The sequence below is a fragment of the Histidinibacterium aquaticum genome (genome assembly GCF_008710275.1).
GTDB lineage: Bacteria > Pseudomonadota > Alphaproteobacteria > Rhodobacterales > Rhodobacteraceae > Oceanicola > Oceanicola aquaticus.
On record NZ_VYQE01000001.1, the window covers coordinates 975,323 to 990,247 of the forward strand.

23 protein-coding genes are annotated in these 14,925 nt (G+C 67.6%); 16 read left to right on the top strand and 7 right to left on the bottom strand.

Annotated elements, in window-relative coordinates; translation table 11 throughout:
* Window positions 1-7 precede the first annotated feature (7 nt).
* The 5 genes from F3S47_RS04925 to F3S47_RS04945 form a co-directional block, all read right to left on the bottom strand.
* The gene (locus F3S47_RS04925) at window positions 8-565 is read right to left on the bottom strand and encodes a F0F1 ATP synthase subunit B (protein ID WP_150444070.1); all 558 of its coding nucleotides are present in this window, start codon (window positions 563-565) and stop codon (window positions 8-10) included.
* On the bottom strand, window positions 562-1,173 hold the full coding sequence (locus F3S47_RS04930; protein WP_150444071.1) for a F0F1 ATP synthase subunit B': 612 nt from the start codon (window positions 1,171-1,173) through the stop codon (window positions 562-564). The genes F3S47_RS04925 and F3S47_RS04930 overlap by 4 nt, the downstream gene beginning before the upstream one ends.
* Before the next feature lie 88 nt (window positions 1,174-1,261).
* Window positions 1,262-1,498, bottom strand: a complete 237-nt coding sequence (locus tag F3S47_RS04935) for a F0F1 ATP synthase subunit C (protein ID WP_007255395.1) — start codon at window positions 1,496-1,498, stop codon at window positions 1,262-1,264.
* Window positions 1,499-1,554: 56 nt separating this feature from the next.
* Window positions 1,555-2,337 (bottom strand): F0F1 ATP synthase subunit A, encoded by a 783-nt coding sequence (locus F3S47_RS04940; protein WP_150444072.1) that lies wholly within the window; start codon window positions 2,335-2,337, stop codon window positions 1,555-1,557.
* Entirely contained in the window at window positions 2,321-2,662 is a 342-nt protein-coding gene (locus F3S47_RS04945; RefSeq protein WP_150444073.1) for an AtpZ/AtpI family protein, read from the bottom strand. The genes F3S47_RS04940 and F3S47_RS04945 overlap by 17 nt, the downstream gene beginning before the upstream one ends.
* Window positions 2,663-2,857: 195 nt before the next feature.
* On the opposite strand from F3S47_RS04945, the gene F3S47_RS04950 reads away from it, so the two are divergent.
* Window positions 2,858-3,205, top strand: coding sequence for an ArsR/SmtB family transcription factor (locus F3S47_RS04950; protein WP_150444074.1), 348 nt, complete (start codon window positions 2,858-2,860; stop codon window positions 3,203-3,205).
* A gap of 165 nt (window positions 3,206-3,370) precedes the next feature.
* On the opposite strand, the gene F3S47_RS04955 is transcribed toward F3S47_RS04950, so the two are convergent.
* Window positions 3,371-4,252, bottom strand: a complete 882-nt coding sequence (locus tag F3S47_RS04955; RefSeq protein ID WP_150444075.1) for a LysR family transcriptional regulator — start codon at window positions 4,250-4,252, stop codon at window positions 3,371-3,373.
* A gap of 323 nt (window positions 4,253-4,575) precedes the next feature.
* Between F3S47_RS04955 and ffh the strand changes: the two genes are divergently transcribed.
* From ffh to F3S47_RS05030, 15 genes are all read left to right on the top strand, one after another.
* Complete coding sequence (gene ffh, locus F3S47_RS04960) at window positions 4,576-6,060, top strand: signal recognition particle protein (protein WP_150444076.1); 1,485 nt, start codon at window positions 4,576-4,578, stop codon at window positions 6,058-6,060.
* Between the two features lie 4 nt (window positions 6,061-6,064).
* On the top strand, window positions 6,065-6,613 hold the full coding sequence (locus F3S47_RS04965; protein ID WP_150444077.1) for a GNAT family N-acetyltransferase: 549 nt from the start codon (window positions 6,065-6,067) through the stop codon (window positions 6,611-6,613).
* A complete protein-coding gene (locus tag F3S47_RS04970) occupies window positions 6,610-7,137 on the top strand; it encodes a GNAT family N-acetyltransferase (protein WP_150444078.1) in 528 nt (175 codons plus the stop codon). Before F3S47_RS04965 ends, F3S47_RS04970 begins: the two co-directional genes overlap by 4 nt.
* On the top strand, window positions 7,134-7,706 hold the full coding sequence (locus F3S47_RS04975; RefSeq protein ID WP_150444079.1) for a GNAT family N-acetyltransferase: 573 nt from the start codon (window positions 7,134-7,136) through the stop codon (window positions 7,704-7,706). Before F3S47_RS04970 ends, F3S47_RS04975 begins: the two co-directional genes overlap by 4 nt.
* The gene (locus tag F3S47_RS04980; protein WP_150444080.1) at window positions 7,703-8,212 is read left to right on the top strand and encodes a GNAT family N-acetyltransferase; all 510 of its coding nucleotides are present in this window, start codon (window positions 7,703-7,705) and stop codon (window positions 8,210-8,212) included. Before F3S47_RS04975 ends, F3S47_RS04980 begins: the two co-directional genes overlap by 4 nt.
* Window positions 8,209-8,748 (top strand): GNAT family N-acetyltransferase, encoded by a 540-nt coding sequence (locus F3S47_RS04985; protein WP_150444081.1) that lies wholly within the window; start codon window positions 8,209-8,211, stop codon window positions 8,746-8,748. The genes F3S47_RS04980 and F3S47_RS04985 overlap by 4 nt, the downstream gene beginning before the upstream one ends.
* On the top strand, window positions 8,748-9,047 hold the full coding sequence (locus F3S47_RS04990; protein ID WP_150444082.1) for a chorismate mutase: 300 nt from the start codon (window positions 8,748-8,750) through the stop codon (window positions 9,045-9,047). Before F3S47_RS04985 ends, F3S47_RS04990 begins: the two co-directional genes overlap by 1 nt.
* Window positions 9,048-9,093: 46 nt before the next feature.
* Window positions 9,094-9,489: a 30S ribosomal protein S16 gene (rpsP, locus tag F3S47_RS04995; RefSeq protein ID WP_150444083.1), complete on the top strand. Its 396-nt coding sequence runs from the start codon at window positions 9,094-9,096 to the stop codon at window positions 9,487-9,489.
* Window positions 9,490-9,541: 52 nt separating this feature from the next.
* Window positions 9,542-10,060, top strand: coding sequence for a ribosome maturation factor RimM (gene rimM / locus F3S47_RS05000; protein WP_150444084.1), 519 nt, complete (start codon window positions 9,542-9,544; stop codon window positions 10,058-10,060).
* Window positions 10,057-10,485, top strand: coding sequence for a bleomycin resistance protein (locus tag F3S47_RS05005; protein WP_150444085.1), 429 nt, complete (start codon window positions 10,057-10,059; stop codon window positions 10,483-10,485). The genes rimM and F3S47_RS05005 overlap by 4 nt, the downstream gene beginning before the upstream one ends.
* A gap of 92 nt (window positions 10,486-10,577) precedes the next feature.
* Entirely contained in the window at window positions 10,578-10,739 is a 162-nt protein-coding gene (locus tag F3S47_RS05010) for a DUF1328 family protein (protein WP_150444086.1), read from the top strand.
* A 92-nt stretch (window positions 10,740-10,831) separates the two neighbouring features.
* Window positions 10,832-11,626: a tRNA (guanosine(37)-N1)-methyltransferase TrmD gene (trmD, locus tag F3S47_RS05015; RefSeq protein WP_150444087.1), complete on the top strand. Its 795-nt coding sequence runs from the start codon at window positions 10,832-10,834 to the stop codon at window positions 11,624-11,626.
* Between the two features lie 264 nt (window positions 11,627-11,890).
* Window positions 11,891-12,304 (top strand): 50S ribosomal protein L19, encoded by a 414-nt coding sequence (gene rplS, locus F3S47_RS05020; RefSeq protein ID WP_150444088.1) that lies wholly within the window; start codon window positions 11,891-11,893, stop codon window positions 12,302-12,304.
* The gene (rpmE, locus tag F3S47_RS05025; protein ID WP_150444089.1) at window positions 12,301-12,522 is read left to right on the top strand and encodes a 50S ribosomal protein L31; all 222 of its coding nucleotides are present in this window, start codon (window positions 12,301-12,303) and stop codon (window positions 12,520-12,522) included. The genes rplS and rpmE overlap by 4 nt, the downstream gene beginning before the upstream one ends.
* A 442-nt stretch (window positions 12,523-12,964) precedes the next feature.
* Complete coding sequence (locus tag F3S47_RS05030; RefSeq protein ID WP_150444090.1) at window positions 12,965-13,774, top strand: division plane positioning ATPase MipZ; 810 nt, start codon at window positions 12,965-12,967, stop codon at window positions 13,772-13,774.
* Window positions 13,775-13,777: 3 nt separating this feature from the next.
* On the opposite strand, the gene F3S47_RS05035 is transcribed toward F3S47_RS05030, so the two are convergent.
* Window positions 13,778-14,860 carry a hypothetical protein gene (locus tag F3S47_RS05035; protein WP_150444091.1) on the bottom strand — a complete coding sequence of 361 codons (1,083 nt, stop codon included), beginning with the start codon at window positions 14,858-14,860 and terminating at the stop codon, window positions 13,778-13,780.
* Window positions 14,861-14,925: the final 65 nt, after the last annotated feature.

The following is a 14,925-nucleotide window of genomic DNA, read 5'->3' on the forward strand; positions in this document are numbered from 1 at the left end:
CGGGTCGTCAGTGCAGCTTGCGATCTGCCTCGGCGATCGACTCGTCGATCAGGCGGTTGGCGTCCTGGGCCGTCATCTGCTTGGCGATGACCTCGCGCGCCGCCGCTACGGCGACGGTGATGGCCTGGTCGCGCACTTCGCGGATGGCGGAGGCCTCGGCGTTGGCGATCTGCTCTTCCGCGGCCGCCATGCGGCGGTCGACGGATGCAGAGATGTCGTGCTTGGCCTGTTCCGCGGCACGGTTCGCCTCGGCGCGGGCATTCTCGACGATGCGGTCGGCCTGTTCCTGCACTTCCTTCTGCTTGCGCTCGTAGGAGGCCAGCAGCGACTGCGCCTCTTCGCGCAGCGCCCGCGCCTCGTCGAGCTCCGAGCGGATGCCCGAGGCCCGGTCATCGAGCATCTTCGTCAGCATGCCCGGGACCTTGAAGTAGATCAGCACGCCGATGAAGAGCAGGAAGGCCAGCAGCACGACGAAGTCGGTGTTGGTCAGCGAGAAAAAGGTCTCGCCTGCTGCGAACGCCGGGGAGGCGGCGAGCGCAAGGCTCGCTGTCAGGATGGCTCTCATCTGTCGTTCCCCTTCACCCGCTCGGCGACGGCGGCCTCGACCGCGGCGTCGTCCTGTTTGCCCATGAGCGCCACGATCTCTTTCGCGGTGTCGGTCGCGACCTGCCGGACGCTGTCCAGCGCGCTCTCGCGGATCGCGGCGATTTCCTTCTCGCTCTCGGCCGTTCTGGCCGCGATGCGTTTGTCCGCCTCGGCCAGTTCGGCGTCGAGTTCCGACTGGATCTCGGCGCGGGTTTCCTCGGAAATCCGGTTCGCCTCGGTGCGCGCGTCGGCGAGCGACTTCTGGTAGGCCTCTTCGGCCTCCTGCGCCTTGAGCTTGAGCTCTTCCGCCGCGGCGATGTCGTTGGTGATCGTTCCCTGGCGCTCCGCCAGGATCGCGCCGATACGCGGCAGGGCCACGCGGCTCAGCACGAAGTATATGACGAGGAGCGTGACCACGAGCCAGAAAATCTGGTTCGGGAACCACTCGCCGCAGAGCTGCGGCATGCCGACGGCGCTGCCGCCGGAGTCGACGCAGGCGCTGGCGACGGTCGTGCCGGCCTCTGTCAGGTCCTCACCGAGCGCGCCGGATTGGGCGGCACCTTCGGCCTGTGCAATATGTTGCGCCATGTCGGTCGTCCCCTCTGGAACCTTTGTCGTCACCAGGCGGGCCCACTCGGGAGCCCGCCCAGCCGTAAGGATCGGTACAGAGACTGCCTTAGACGGCGAACATCAGCAGGAGCGCGACGAGGAACGAGAAGATCCCGAGCGCTTCCGCGAAGGCGATGCCGATGAAGAGGGTGGCGGTCTGCGAGGCAGCCGCGGAGGGGTTGCGCAGGGCGCCGGCGAGGAAGTTGCCGGCGACGTGGCCCACACCGATGGCGGCCGCGCCCGAACCGATGCCCGCGAGGCCGGCACCGATGAATTGACCCATGTTTGCGATATCGCCTTCCATGACATTGTCTCCTTACGATGGAAGTTTGCGTCGGGTGCGCTGCCGCGCACCGAACCTTAGTGAGAGGGGTGAAGCGCGTCCTTGAGGTAGACGCAGGTCAGAATGGTGAACACGTAGGCCTGAATGAAGGCGACCAGCACCTCCAGCCCGTAGATCGCCGTGATCGCGAGAACCGAGATCGGCGCGATCGTCGCCACGGCGGCGAAGCCGGCGAAGACCTTGATGACCGCGTGGCCCGCCATGAGGTTGCCGGCGAGACGCACGGAGTGGCTCACGGGGCGCACGAAGTAGGAAATCAGCTCGATGATCGCGAGGATCGGCCGCAGCGCGAGCGGCGCCGAGCTGACCCAGAAGAGCCCGAGGAACTTGGACCCGTTCAGGACGAAGCCGAGCACCGTCACCGTCAGGAAGACCGCGAGCGCGAGAACCGCCGTCACCGCGATGTGCGAGGTGGTCGTGAAGGCCGTCGGGATCAGGCCGAGGAAATTCGCGAACACGATGAAGAGGAAGAGCGTGAAGATGTAGGGGAAGTACTTCACCCCGTCCTTGCCGCTCACGTCCTCGACCATCTTGTAGACGAAGCCGTAGGCGAGTTCCGCGACAGACTGCGACCGGCTCGGGACCTGGGCGCGCCCACGCGTGCCCCAGACGAGGAGCGCGACGATGCAGAGCACCGTGATCGCCATCCAGAAGGTCACGTTGGTGATGGTGTACCAGCGGATGGGACCGTCGCCGAAGAGCGGCTCGACGATGAACTGATCGAGCGGGTGGAAGACGAGACCGCCGCCTTCGCCGTGATCTGCTGCCGCTGCGCCTTGGGCTTCAGTGTTCTCTGCCATCGCCGTTTCCCTCTTCGCCCTCGGGGGCGCGATATTCTACCTGCATCTCCTTGGCCGAGCGCATCATCGTCTTTACGCCGGCCGCGAAGCCCAGAAATATGAACAGCACCATCAACAGGGGCCGCGTGCCCAGCAGAGCATCGAGCCCGTATCCGATGCCGAAGCCGATCCCCAGACCGGCCACCAGCTCTATCACCATCCTCCAGGCCAGCTGCGCCTGGGAGTGATGGCTTTCCGAGTGATGCTTGACCTCGGGTTGTCCCTTCGCCTTGCGCAGCCGCTCTTCGAGGGCCTTCATGCGGTCGGCGTCATCGGGCTCCGTCACGTCTCGCTCCGCTCGGATGTCGGAGAGGTGAGTAGGCGGCAGGCCCGCCCGAGTCAAGCGAGGGGGAAATGGCCGCAACCTGTTGAATAGGAATAGCTATTTTGGAGGGAGCGACAAGGCACCGCAGCAGCACGAGCACTATCCATATTCAACCCGCCGGTTGACTTTCGCCTCTTGGCGCTGTTCTGCGAGACCATGAGCGCCGATCTCGACACCGTCTTTTCCGCCCTGGCCGACCCGACGCGGCGCGCGATCCTGTCGATGCTGTTGGAAGACGACATGGCCGTCAGCGACGTGGCGGACCCCTTCGACATGTCGCTTGCGGCGATCTCCAAGCACCTGCGCGTGCTGACAGCCGCCGGCCTCATCGAGCAGGAGCGTCGCGGCCGGGTGACGTGGTGCAAGCTGCAGCCGGACGCGCTCAGGTCGGCCTCGATCTGGATGCAGAGCTTCGGGCAGTTCGAGGCCGTCGAACTCGACGCCTTCGAGCGTTTCCTGCGGTCGGAACTGCTGGAGCTGGGGGAGGGTCCGGCCCGGCCCTGAGGGGCGCGGGCCGTTCAGGTCCCTCAGAGAACGAAGCCGATGATGGCGACGACGATCACAACGAGACCCACGAGGTAGATGATCCGGTTCATTGGTCGGGTCCTTTCCTGTCGGTCGGCGACCAAACTTTCAGACCCGGTCCGCGGTTCCTCCGCCCCATTGACGCTAGTCGAAGTTCCAGGTCTTCGCGCGCGCCTTCAGGAAGGACAGGAAGGCCTGGACCTTCGGCGTCCGGTGCAGGTCCACGTGGGTCACGAGCCAGAGCGAGGCCGACCAACTCTCCTCGGGCGGGAGGATCTCGACCAGCCCGTCTCGCTGGGCCACTTCCCATTCGGCCATGAACCCGATTCCCGCCCCGGCGAGAATGGCGTCGACCTGGGTGCGGTTGTCCATCGTGCGGAAGACAATCCGGTCTTCCGGGACATGGCTGCGCAGCCAGCGCATGAAGGGCGCTCGGCTCTCGCGGTTCTCGTGTCCCACGAAGTCGTGGTTCTTGAGGTCCTCGACGCTCTCGGGCCGGCCCATCCGGCTTACGTAGTCCTCCGTCGCGACCATCTTCATCCGCTGCGGGTGGAACGGCTGGACCACATTGTCCGGCTGCTCCGGCGCGGCGCCGGCGCGGATCGCGACGTGGGCCTCGCCGTACTCCAGGCGGAAGAGCCGGTCGCCGGTCAGGTAGCGGACGGTGACGCCTTCGTTCTCGCGCTGGAAATCCGCGAGGACCGGGGTGAGCAGGGGCGCGATGGCGGCGAGCGAGGTGACGGTCAAGTCGCCGGTCACGCCCTCCCCCAGCCCCTTGATCCGTCCCGTCAGCTGCGTGAACTGGTCGTCGGTCGCCTGCGCGACGCGCAGCAGGTCCTGTCCCGCCTCGGTGGCCGTGTATCCCCGCGCGTGCCGCTGGAAGAGCTTGACCCCCAGCCTGCCCTCGAGCGCATCGATGTGGCGGATCACCGTGGCATGATGGACACCCAGAACGTCGGCGGCGCCGCTCACCGTTCCAAGCCGCGCGACCTGGTAGGCCGTGCGAATTTCATCCCAGTTTATCATCGGCCCCTCGCTGTGCGTTCAGTAACAAAGACGCGGTCAACATGTGGCCGTTGTTCGGAAATGCAAGTTGTACCGCCGAGCTCGGGCCTCATGGCGAGACATCGGGGCCACGCCCTCCCGGGCGCCGAGGACGGCCAGGGATGGATTGACAATCGACCCCCCGACACATTAAGGGCTGGCCGATCCGGAAGTGCGACAGCTTCCGGTCCCGGCGCGTGCCGGGATCGCCCCCCGTCAGCGAGTGTTCGCCCACGGGGGCGTTTGTCGTTTGATCCGCCGGTCCTTATCTCGGGGCCGAAACCGTAGCAGCCCGGAGGGCACCCATGTTCGAAAACCTCTCTGAACGCCTCGGCGGTGTCTTCGACCGGCTGACCAAGCAGGGCTCGCTCTCGGAGGAGGACGTGAAGACCGCGCTGCGAGAGGTGCGGGTCGCTCTGCTCGAAGCGGACGTCTCGCTGCCGGTGGCGCGCAACTTCATCAAGGCGGTGGAGAAGAAGGCGACCGGGGCCGCGGTGACCAAGTCGGTCACGCCCGGCCAGCAGGTCGTGAAGATCGTCCACGACGAACTGGTCAGCGTGCTGACCGGCGACGAGGATCCCGGCAAGCTCAAGATCGACAACCCGCCCGCGCCGATCCTGATGGTCGGCCTGCAGGGCTCGGGCAAGACGACGACCACCGCGAAACTCGCCAAGCGCCTGAAGGAGCGGGACGGCAAGCGGGTTCTCATGGCCTCGCTCGACACCAACCGTCCCGCCGCCATGGAGCAGCTCGCGATCCTCGGCAGCCAGATCGGGGTCGACACTCTGCCCATCGTGAAGGGCGAGGATGCCGTCGCCATCGCCAAGCGCGCCAAGACGCAGGCGAGCCTCGGCGGCTACGACGTCTACATGCTCGACACCGCGGGCCGCCTGCACATCGACCAGGAGTTGATCGCCCAGGCCGCCGCCGTGCGCGACGTCGCCAACCCGCGCGAGACGCTGCTGGTGGTCGACGGCCTGACCGGCCAGGACGCGGTCAACGTGGCCGAGGAATTCGACGACAAGATCGGCGTCTCCGGTGTCGTCCTCACCCGGATGGACGGCGACGGCCGCGGCGGCGCGGCGCTGTCGATGCGCGCGGTCACCGGCAAGCCCATCCGCTTCGTCGGCCTCGGCGAGAAAATGGACGCCATCGAGGAATTCCATGCCGAGCGGATCGCCGGCCGGATCCTCGGCATGGGCGATATCGTCTCCCTCGTGGAGAAGGCGCAGCAGACGCTCGAGGCCGAGCAGGCCGAGCGCATGATGAAGCGCTTCCAGAAGGGTCAGTTCAACATGAACGACCTGAAGATGCAGCTCGAGCAGATGCAGAAGATGGGCGGCATGGAATCGATGCTCTCGATGATGCCGGGTGCCGCCAAGATGCAGAAGCAGATGGGCGAGGCCGGCATGGATGACAGCATCCTTTCGCGGCAGGTCGCCCTCATCAATTCGATGACCAAGAAGGAGCGCGCCAACCCGCAGGTCCTCCAGGCCTCCCGCAAGAAGCGGATCGCCAAGGGCGCGGGGCTCGAGGTGAGCGAGCTCAACAAGCTCCTCAAGCAGCATCGGCAGATGTCCGACGTGATGAAGAAGATGGGCCGCATGGGGAAAGGCGGCGCCATGAAGCAGATGATGAAGGGCATGTTCGGCAAGGGTGGCCCCTCCGAGGCCGACCTCGCGCAGGCCCAGGCCGAGGTGGGCAAGATGGGCGGAATGCCCGGCGGAATGCCCGGCATGGGCAGCGGCGGCCTGCCGCCCGGCCTCTCGGGGTTCGGCAAGAAGAAGTGACGCCATGAGAGCCCGAACCGACATGCGCTCCGGTCCCGGAAAGCGTGGCGCGAGCCGCCTGCCTCCCGAGACCCCCCGCCTCCGGCTGGTGATGCCGCGAGAGGCGCATCGCGTCGCGCACGAGGCTTTCTGCGCGAGCGACCGGAGCCATGCCGGGATGACGGACCAGGACGCCGGCGATTTCGCCGCGCTCGTCCGACATCACGAGGTCCTAGGCTATGGGCCCTTCGTCGCCGAACTCAAGGAGGACGGGCAGGCCATCGGCGTCTTCGGCCCGTTGAAGCTCGACAGCCAGCCCGACCCCGAGATCGTTTTCCTGATCTGGAACGCCGCGAACGAGGGCCGCGGCCTCGGCTACGAGGCCGCCGTCGCGACCCGCGCCTTCGCCCATTGGGTTCTCGGCTGGCGCAGCGCCGTGTCCTACATCGCGCCGGGCAATGCCCGGGCCACCCGGCTCGCCATCCGTCTCGGCGCCCTTCGGGACGGCGTCTGGGTGACCCCGAAAGGCAATTCGCTCCAGGTCTGGCGCCACCCCGATCCGGAGGCGGCATGATCGAGCGTCTGGAAACCGAGCGCCTGATCCTGCGCAAGCCCGCCGCCCGCGACTGGGAGATGGGGCGCGATTTCTTCATGTCCGAGCGGGCGAAGGGGATCGGCGGCCCATATGAGGAGGGCCGCGCCTGGCTCATCTTCGCCGCCGAGATCGGTCACTGGGAGATCCGCGGCTACGGCATGTTCGCCGTCACCCGGAAGGGCGAGGACCGCGCGCTCGGACTTATCGGCCCCTGGGTGCCTTCGATCTGGCCCGAGACGGAGGTCGGCTGGACGATCTGGGACCCCTCGGTCGAGGGAACCGGCATCGCCACCGAGGCCGCTCGCGCCTGTGTGCTGCATGCCTACCGTGACCTCGGCTGGTCCACGGTTGTCAGCTATATCGCCCCGGACAACCACCGCTCCATACGTCTCGCCGAGAAGCTGGGCGCCGTCCACGACGTGCATGCGAAACAGCCGATGAAGGACAAGCCCTCGCTCGTCTATCGTCATCCGCGCCCGGCCGACGAACGGGGCGCGGCATGACCGAGCGCCCCTGGCTCAATCCCCCTCCTGGCCCCGCGGCGGAGCGCGCCGCCGGCGTGACCGAAGCGATCCCTTCGCTGGAGACGCGTCGTCTGCGGCTACGCGCGCCGCGGCTCGACGACTGGCCCGTTCTCGAACCGATCTGGACGACAGAGCACGGCCGCCATATCGGCGGCCCGATGTCGCCCGAGGAGGCCTGGCTGGACTTCAACCAGATCGTGGCCTCCTGGCTGCTGCGCGGTTTCGGGGCCTTTACCATCGAAGACCTCGAGACCGGCCGCGTCCTCGGCATCGCGACGCTTGATCATGAGTGGGGCGACCCGGAGCCCGAGATAGGCTGGCTGCTGATCCCCGAGGCCGAGGGGCGCGGCTTTGCCGTCGAGGCCGGCCGCGCGCTGATCAGCCATGCGCGGGAGTTGCTCGGCGGGCAGGATTTCGTGGCCTACATGGACGCGAGCCACGAGCGGTCGATCCGCGTCGCCGAGGCGCTCGGCGGCAAGCTGGACGAGGCGCGGCACCCCGAGGACAAGGATGTTCTCGTCTACCGGTTCGAGGAGGAGGACGCATGACGATCCCGACCCTCAGAACCGAGAGACTGGTGCTGCGGCCCTACGAGATGTCGGACTTCGCGTCCTACAGCGCCTTTCTCGCGTCGCCGTCGGCGGCCCACATGGCAGACGACGGCGGAAGCAGCGCCTGGGACTGGTTCTGCCACGATGTGGCGAGCTGGCACCTCAAGGGGTTCGGCAGCCTGACCGTCACGGAAGCCGAGGGCGGCCGCCCACTCGGTCATGTAGGCATCCACCAGCCGCCGCGCTTCCCGGAGATCGAGATGGGCTGGTTCCTCTACGACGGCGCCACGGGCAAGGGCTTCGCCTTCGAGGCCGCCGCCGCCCTGCGCGCTCATGTCACCGAGCGCATGAAGCTTCCGTCTCTCGTGAGCTACATCGACCGCGAGAACGCCGCCTCGATCCGACTGGCCGAACGCCTCGGCGCGCGGCTCGACCCCGATGCCGCGCGGCCCGAGGGCGACGACTGCCTGGTCTACCGTCACCCCCTGGGAGAGGCGGCATGACCGAGACCGTGATCCACATCCCGACGCTCGAAACCGAGCGGCTGCGTCTCCGGGCGCCGGAGCAGCGCGACTTCGAGGCCTACGCCGACTATTGCGCCGGTGACAGGTCGCGGACCGTCGGCGGACCTTTCGACCGTTCGGCGGCCTTCGACCGGTTCTGCGCTCTGATCGGCCACTGGCAGATACGCGGATACGGCCGCTGGATCGTCGCGGACCGTGCCACCGATGCGGCCCTGGGCCTGTCGGGTCTCTTCCGCCCGGAGGGCTGGCCCGAGCCGGAGATCGCCTGGACCGTTTTCGACCATGCCGAAGGCCGCGGCGTGGCCTTCGAGGCCGCGAAAGCCGTTCGCGCCCATGCCTACGAGACCCTCGGCTGGTCCACCGTCATGAGCGCGATCGACCCCGAGAACGCCAGATCCATCGCCCTCGCCCGCCGCATGGGCTGCACGCCAGAGGGCGAGTTTCATCACCCCGTCTACGGGCGGCTCGGCATCTGGCGGCATGTCGCCCCCGCCGAGATCAAGGAGAGCGTCTGATGACCGAGACCACTGCCGCCCGCGCCGCGGAGCTCCTTCGCGAGCACCGGGAGAGCATCGACCGGCTCGATGCGATCCTCGTCTTCACGCTCGCCGAACGGTTCAAGCACACGCAGGCCGTGGGCCGGCTCAAGGCCCAACACGACCTGCCCCCCGCCGATCCGGTCCGCGAAGAGGCCCAGATCGCGCGGCTCACCGATCTTGCGAAGGCGGCCGATCTCGACCCCGCTTTCGCCAAGAAATTCCTGGCCTTCATCATCCAGGAAGTCATCCAGCACCACAAGAAGCTGAACGCCTGACGGGCCCGGAGGCCCGCCTCACGCCATTCGAAAGGAGATACTCACGATGGCCATGAAGATCAGACTGTCCCGCGGCGGTTCCAAGAAGCGCCCGTTCTACTCCATCGTCGCCGCCGACAGCCGCATGCCGCGCGACGGCCGCTTCATCGAGAAGCTCGGCACCTACAACCCGCTGCTGCCCAAGGACAGCGAAGAGCGGGTGAAGATGGATCTCGAGCGGGTGCAGTACTGGCTCGACCAGGGCGCCCAGCCCTCCGACCGTGTCTCTCGTTTCCTCGAGGGAGCGGGCGTGCTCGAGAAGAAGACCCGCAACAACCCGAACAAGGCGAAGCCGGGCAAGGCCGCCCAGGAGCGCGCCGCCGCCCGGGCCGAGAAGGAAGCCGCCGCCGCCGAAGCCGCGAATGCCGGCGACGAGGCTGCTGCGGAAGAGACCACCGAGTGATCGGTGCGGGGGCCGGACTCACGGGTCCGGCCCCTCCAGCGGGAGGCCAAGCATGACTGATCGTGTCATCGTCGGCGCCCTGGCCGGAGCATTCGGCGTACGGGGCGAGGTGCGGCTCAAGAGCTTCTGCGCCGACCCCGCCGCCATCGTCGACTACGCGCCGCTCTACTCCGCGGACGGCAAGCGCTTCGCCGAGCTGGTCCTGACCGGCGAGGCCAAGGGTTCGCTCGTCGCGCGCGTCGACGGCGTGACGACAAAGGAAGAGGCCGACGCCCTGAAGGGAACGGAGCTCTACGCCGACCGCGAGCGTCTGCCCGAGCTCGAGGAAGACGAGTTCTACCACGCAGATCTCATCGGCCTGCCGGTCCACGATACGGGCGGGGCTCTGCTCGGCCATGTGAAGGCCGTCCATGACCACGGGGCGGGCGACCTCCTCGAGATCCACGGACCGGGGCTGAGCGCCACCGTCCTCCTGCCCTTCACCCGGGAGATCGTGCCGACCGTCGACATCGGCGCGGGCCGGATCGTTGCCGACCCGCCGGCGGGACTCTTCCCAGAGGATGCGGAGTGACGCCGCTCCTTCCGGAGCTCTACTGCCGCGATCTTGCGACAAGCCTTTCCGTCTACCTGGGACCGCTTGGTTTCGAGACACTCTACGAGCGGACCGGCTTCGCGCGGCTCTCCCATCACGGGGCGGAGCTGATGCTCGAAGAGATCACGCCCGACAGTTGGTTCGCCGCGCCCGCGGCGCCGCCGTTCGGCCGGGGCGTGCATTTCCAGATCGCCACGCCGGATGCCGCAGCGCTCCACCGCGACTGCCGCGCCGCCGACCTTCCGGTTTTCCGGCAAATCGAGGATGCCTGGTACCGGGCGGGCGACCGCTATCTCGGGCAGCGCCAGTTCGTCGTGGCCGATCCGGATGGATACCTTTTGCGCTTCGCGGAGCCGCTCGGCGAGGCGCGTCATCATCCCGCGGAGGGAAGGACCGTCACCTGAGTCGCGGCGCGTTTGCGACCGCAGGGAACGTCATGTGACACACCGGCGTTGGCTGGCGACTGGTACAAGCCCAAGCTGAAAGGCCGTTTCCCATGATCGAATGGATCCTGATCCTCCTCGCCGTTGCCGCCATCGCAGCCCTGCTCGGCTTCAACAGCCTCGCCGGCGTCGCACTGACAGGCGCCCGCATCCTGATCTTCGTGGTCCTGATCCTGTTCCTGCTGGTTCTCTTCGGCGTCATCGCGCTCGCCTGACTCAGGCGATGCGGAGGCGCGCCGAAACCGGCTCCGCATCGTCCCACTCCACGACAGTTCCCTCCCTCCGCGTTCCGGTCTAGACGGAGCGCATGTCCGACACGCCCAAATCCCACGGCCGAAAATCCATCCGCGCCTCTCTGCAGCCGCGCGACCTGATGGAGGACCGGGCCGATCTCGCCCGCGCCTGGACGGCGCAGGTCATCACCCTTTTTCCCGATGCCTTCCCCGGTCTTCTCGGAGAGAGCCTCACCGGCAAGGCCCTGAAGGACGGCATCTGGCAGCTGCGACCCATCGATCTGCGCCGCTTCGGCGAGGGCAAGCACCGCAACGTCGACGACACGCCGGCGGGCGGTGGTGCCGGGATGGTGCTGCGCCCCGACGTCGTGGGTGCGGCCATCGAGTCTGCCCGGGAGATGTCCCGGGGCCGCATGCCCATCCTCTACCTCTCGCCGCGCGGCCGTCCGTTCGACCAGGCGATGGCCCGGGACCTCGCGGCCTGCGACGGCGTCACGCTGCTCTGCGGCCGGTTCGAGGGGGTCGACCAGCGCGTTCTCGATCACTACGAGATCCAGGAGGTCAGCCTCGGCGACTTCGTGATGACCGGCGGAGAGATCGCCGCGCAGGCGCTTATCGACGCCTGCGTCCGTCTCAGGCCCGGTGTGCTGGGCAACGAGGCCTCGGCCGTTGAAGAGAGCTTTTCCGACGGGCTCCTTGAACATCCACAGTACACCCGCCCGGCGGAGTGGCAGGGCCGGACCATCCCCGAGGTCCTGCTTTCCGGCCATCACGCCCGCATCGCCGACTGGCGCCGCGCACAGTCAGAAGAACTCACCCGGGAACGCAGGCCGGACCTCTGGAAAGCCTACAAGGCACGACGGGGCTGACCCCCCCTGCCTCCGAACCGGCTTGATTTCGAGTCTCCCGTTGCGTATGACGCGCGCGTCCCGGGAGTCGGCTGGCTTGTCCGGGGTGTGATCTTTCGCGCCGCGCGGCATTCTTCTGCCGCCACGGGCGGCGCGGCGGACGACACAAGGAATGACGGCTCGAACCTCTGGCGGGCGCATGGGCGGACCCGGTCGAAGACCAGAGCTCTGGAGACGCGAGACACCTTCACGGACCAACCGTGAGCAGCTTTAGGAGTTGATCAGATGGACCTGATCGCTGAACTGGAGGCGGAACAGATCGCCTCTCTCGGGAAGAAGATTCCCGACTTCAAGGCGGGCGACACCGTTCGCGTCGGCTACAAGGTGACCGAGGGTACCCGCACCCGCGTGCAGAACTACGAAGGCGTCTGCATTAGCCGCAAGCACGGCGAGGGGATCGCCGGGTCGTTCACCGTCCGCAAGATTTCCTTCGGCGAGGGCGTGGAGCGTGTCTTCCCGCTCTACTCGACCAACATCGAAGAGATCACGGTCGTGCGCCGCGGCAAGATCCGCCGGGCGAAGCTGTATTACCTCCGCTCGCGCCGCGGCAAGTCGGCCCGTATCGCCGAGCAGACGAACTATCGCGCGCCGAAGCCGAAGAGCGACGGCAAGAAGCCGGTGCAAGGATCCGCGACATGAAAAAAGACATCCACCCCGACTACCACCTCATCGACGTGAAACTCACGAACGGCGACGTCGTGCAGATGAAGTCGACCTGGGGCAAGGAGGGGGAGCAGCTCTCCCTCGACATCGACCCCTCCGTTCACCCGGCCTGGACCGGTGGCGGCACCCGCCTGATGGACACCGGCGGCCGCGTGTCGAAGTTCAAGAAGAAGTACGAGGGCTTGGGCTTCTGAGAGCCACCCCTTTCGACGACCGGACGCCGCCCCTCGGGGCGGCGTTCCTCTTTCCGGGGGCCGGTTTCCGCTTGATGAGGTGTTCGCCGGGTCAGAAGGCGGTGCTCTGGTCGATGAGTCCTGCGCTCGCTCGGGGTCCATGTAGATGATGACCCGCCCGCCGGGCACGTCGGCCCCGATCGCCGACCAGCTCCGTCCCGCATCGCGACACCCCGCCCTATGCCGCTAGGTGAGCCTAGCAGGCCGAAACGCCGTCCGGAACCGGCTCCCGATCAGGCTATTGCAGCCGACCGACCGGCGCACCGCGGGGAGATGAGTCCCCCGCGCCACGCGTCGCGGGCTTTGCCCTCGGACTTCTTTCATTCCCCCGATACGGGCTTTAGTTTTGCGCAAACAAAGAACGCCGCCGGGCATTGGCGGCGCGGGCAAGGGGCCGTTGGCAGTGGCGCATATCATCGTCGTGGGTAACGAGAAGGGCGGCGCGGGGAAATCCACCGTGTCGATGCATGTCGCGAGCGCGCTCGCCCGACTGGGTCACAAGGTCGGCACGCTCGATCTCGACCTCCGCCAGAAGAGCCTCGGCCGCTACATCGCCAACCGCCGGAGCTACATGGAGAAGTCCGGTCTCGACCTGCCCACACCGGCCTACCACGAATTGCCGGAGGTCGATCAGGCGAGCCTTCAGCCGGGCGAGAATGCCTCGGACCATCGGCTCTCGGCGGCGGTTGCAGGGCTGGAGCCGGACAGCGACTTCATCCTGATCGACTGCCCGGGCTCTCACACGCGTCTTGCCCAGGTGGCACACTCGCTTGCGGATACGCTGATCACGCCGCTCAACGACAGCTTCGTTGACTTCGACCTGCTGGCCCATATCGACACCGACGGCGAGAAGATCATCGGCCCCTCGGTCTACTCGGAAATGGTCTGGAGCGCGCGTCAGTTGCGGGCGCAGGCCGGGCTGGAGCCCATCGACTGGGTCGTCGTCCGCAACCGCCTCGGCGCGCAGCAAATGGTCAACAAGGAGAAGATGCAGAAGGCGCTCGACCTGCTGGCCAAGCGCATCGGCTTCCGCGTCGCCCCGGGTTTCAACGAGCGTGTCATCTTCCGCGAGCTGTTCCCGCGCGGGCTGACCCTTCTCGACCTGCGAGATATCGGGGTCAAGAACCTCAACATCTCCAACATCGCCGCCCGCCAGGAGCTGCGCGACCTGATGAAGGCGCTCAATCTCCCCGGCGTGGATGTGACTTTCTAGAGGTCAGGCCGGCGTGCCGGACCGGTCGGCAGACGCCTGCTCCTCCGCGCGCTGCCGGGCCTGGTCGACGCGCGCCTGGTAGCTGAGGCGGGCCCAGGCGAGCAGCATCAGCGCGAAGAGCGCCACGAAGCCGGCGGCCGCGCCGGCATGACCGGCCATCGCCTGCCTCCACTTGAGCTGTAGCCAGTCACGCGTCTGCAGGAGCGAGAGGCCGGCATCCTCCGACCCGCCCACGATGGCGGAGACGATCTTGCCGCTTGTCCCGGCCTCGATCTCCGGCTGGCCCATCCACACGAGCATCGCGCCACCGGCCACCACTACCGCAACCGACAGTCCCGCCAACGCAGGCACGCGGCGGCCCATTGGCGCGTTTTCCTCCCGTTCGGCCATGTCCTCGGCCGATGCGGGCTCAGTGCTTTTTCGGGGCCGCGTCACCGCGACCATGGCCAGGGCCGCGAGACCGAGCCCTGCGGCCACCAGGCAGAAGAGATCGAGGACCGACTTCCCATCCTCCGGCGCCGAGAAGGCCGCGCGACGGCCTTCCACGAAGGGAAAGACCACCGGAAGGCGCGGATCGAGCCCGGCGCGCGCCAACGGCGCCGACCATTCGCCCGGGGCCTGGAGCCAACCGTTCAGCGTCAGGACCGGCCCGCTTCCGCCCGAGCGCTCCGCGATGGCCGCGAGACCGGCGGCGGTGATGCGGCCGTCCTCGAAACCAGGACCGGTGAAGATGGCGAGCGCGCGCCGGGTCCGTCCGTCGCCCAGCCCTTCCAGCGGAAGCGCGAAAGCGGCAGGACCCTCGCCTCCGACAGGCGCCAGGGTCCGCGCCGCCTCGAGGTCGAGCTGCGCCGTCAGGAGGACTTCGCCGAGCGGGCTGGCATGCCGCTCCGGATCGAACCGGTCGAGCGTCACCGCCCTCGGCGGCCCCGCCACGTAGGCCGCAGTGCGCGCCTCTGACACGCCGCCCCCGAGAACCTGCAGCGCGATCCCGGCGGCAAGCGCCGCAAGGGACAACAGGCCGAGCACGGCCGGAACGATGCGGCGGAGAACGGCGGAGCTGGAGGAAGGGGCGGTGGCGTCGGTCATGTCTTGTCTCCCGGCGTGTCGTCTTTTCCGAGGGATCGCCCCGGAATGCGGCAGGCTCGCGGCGG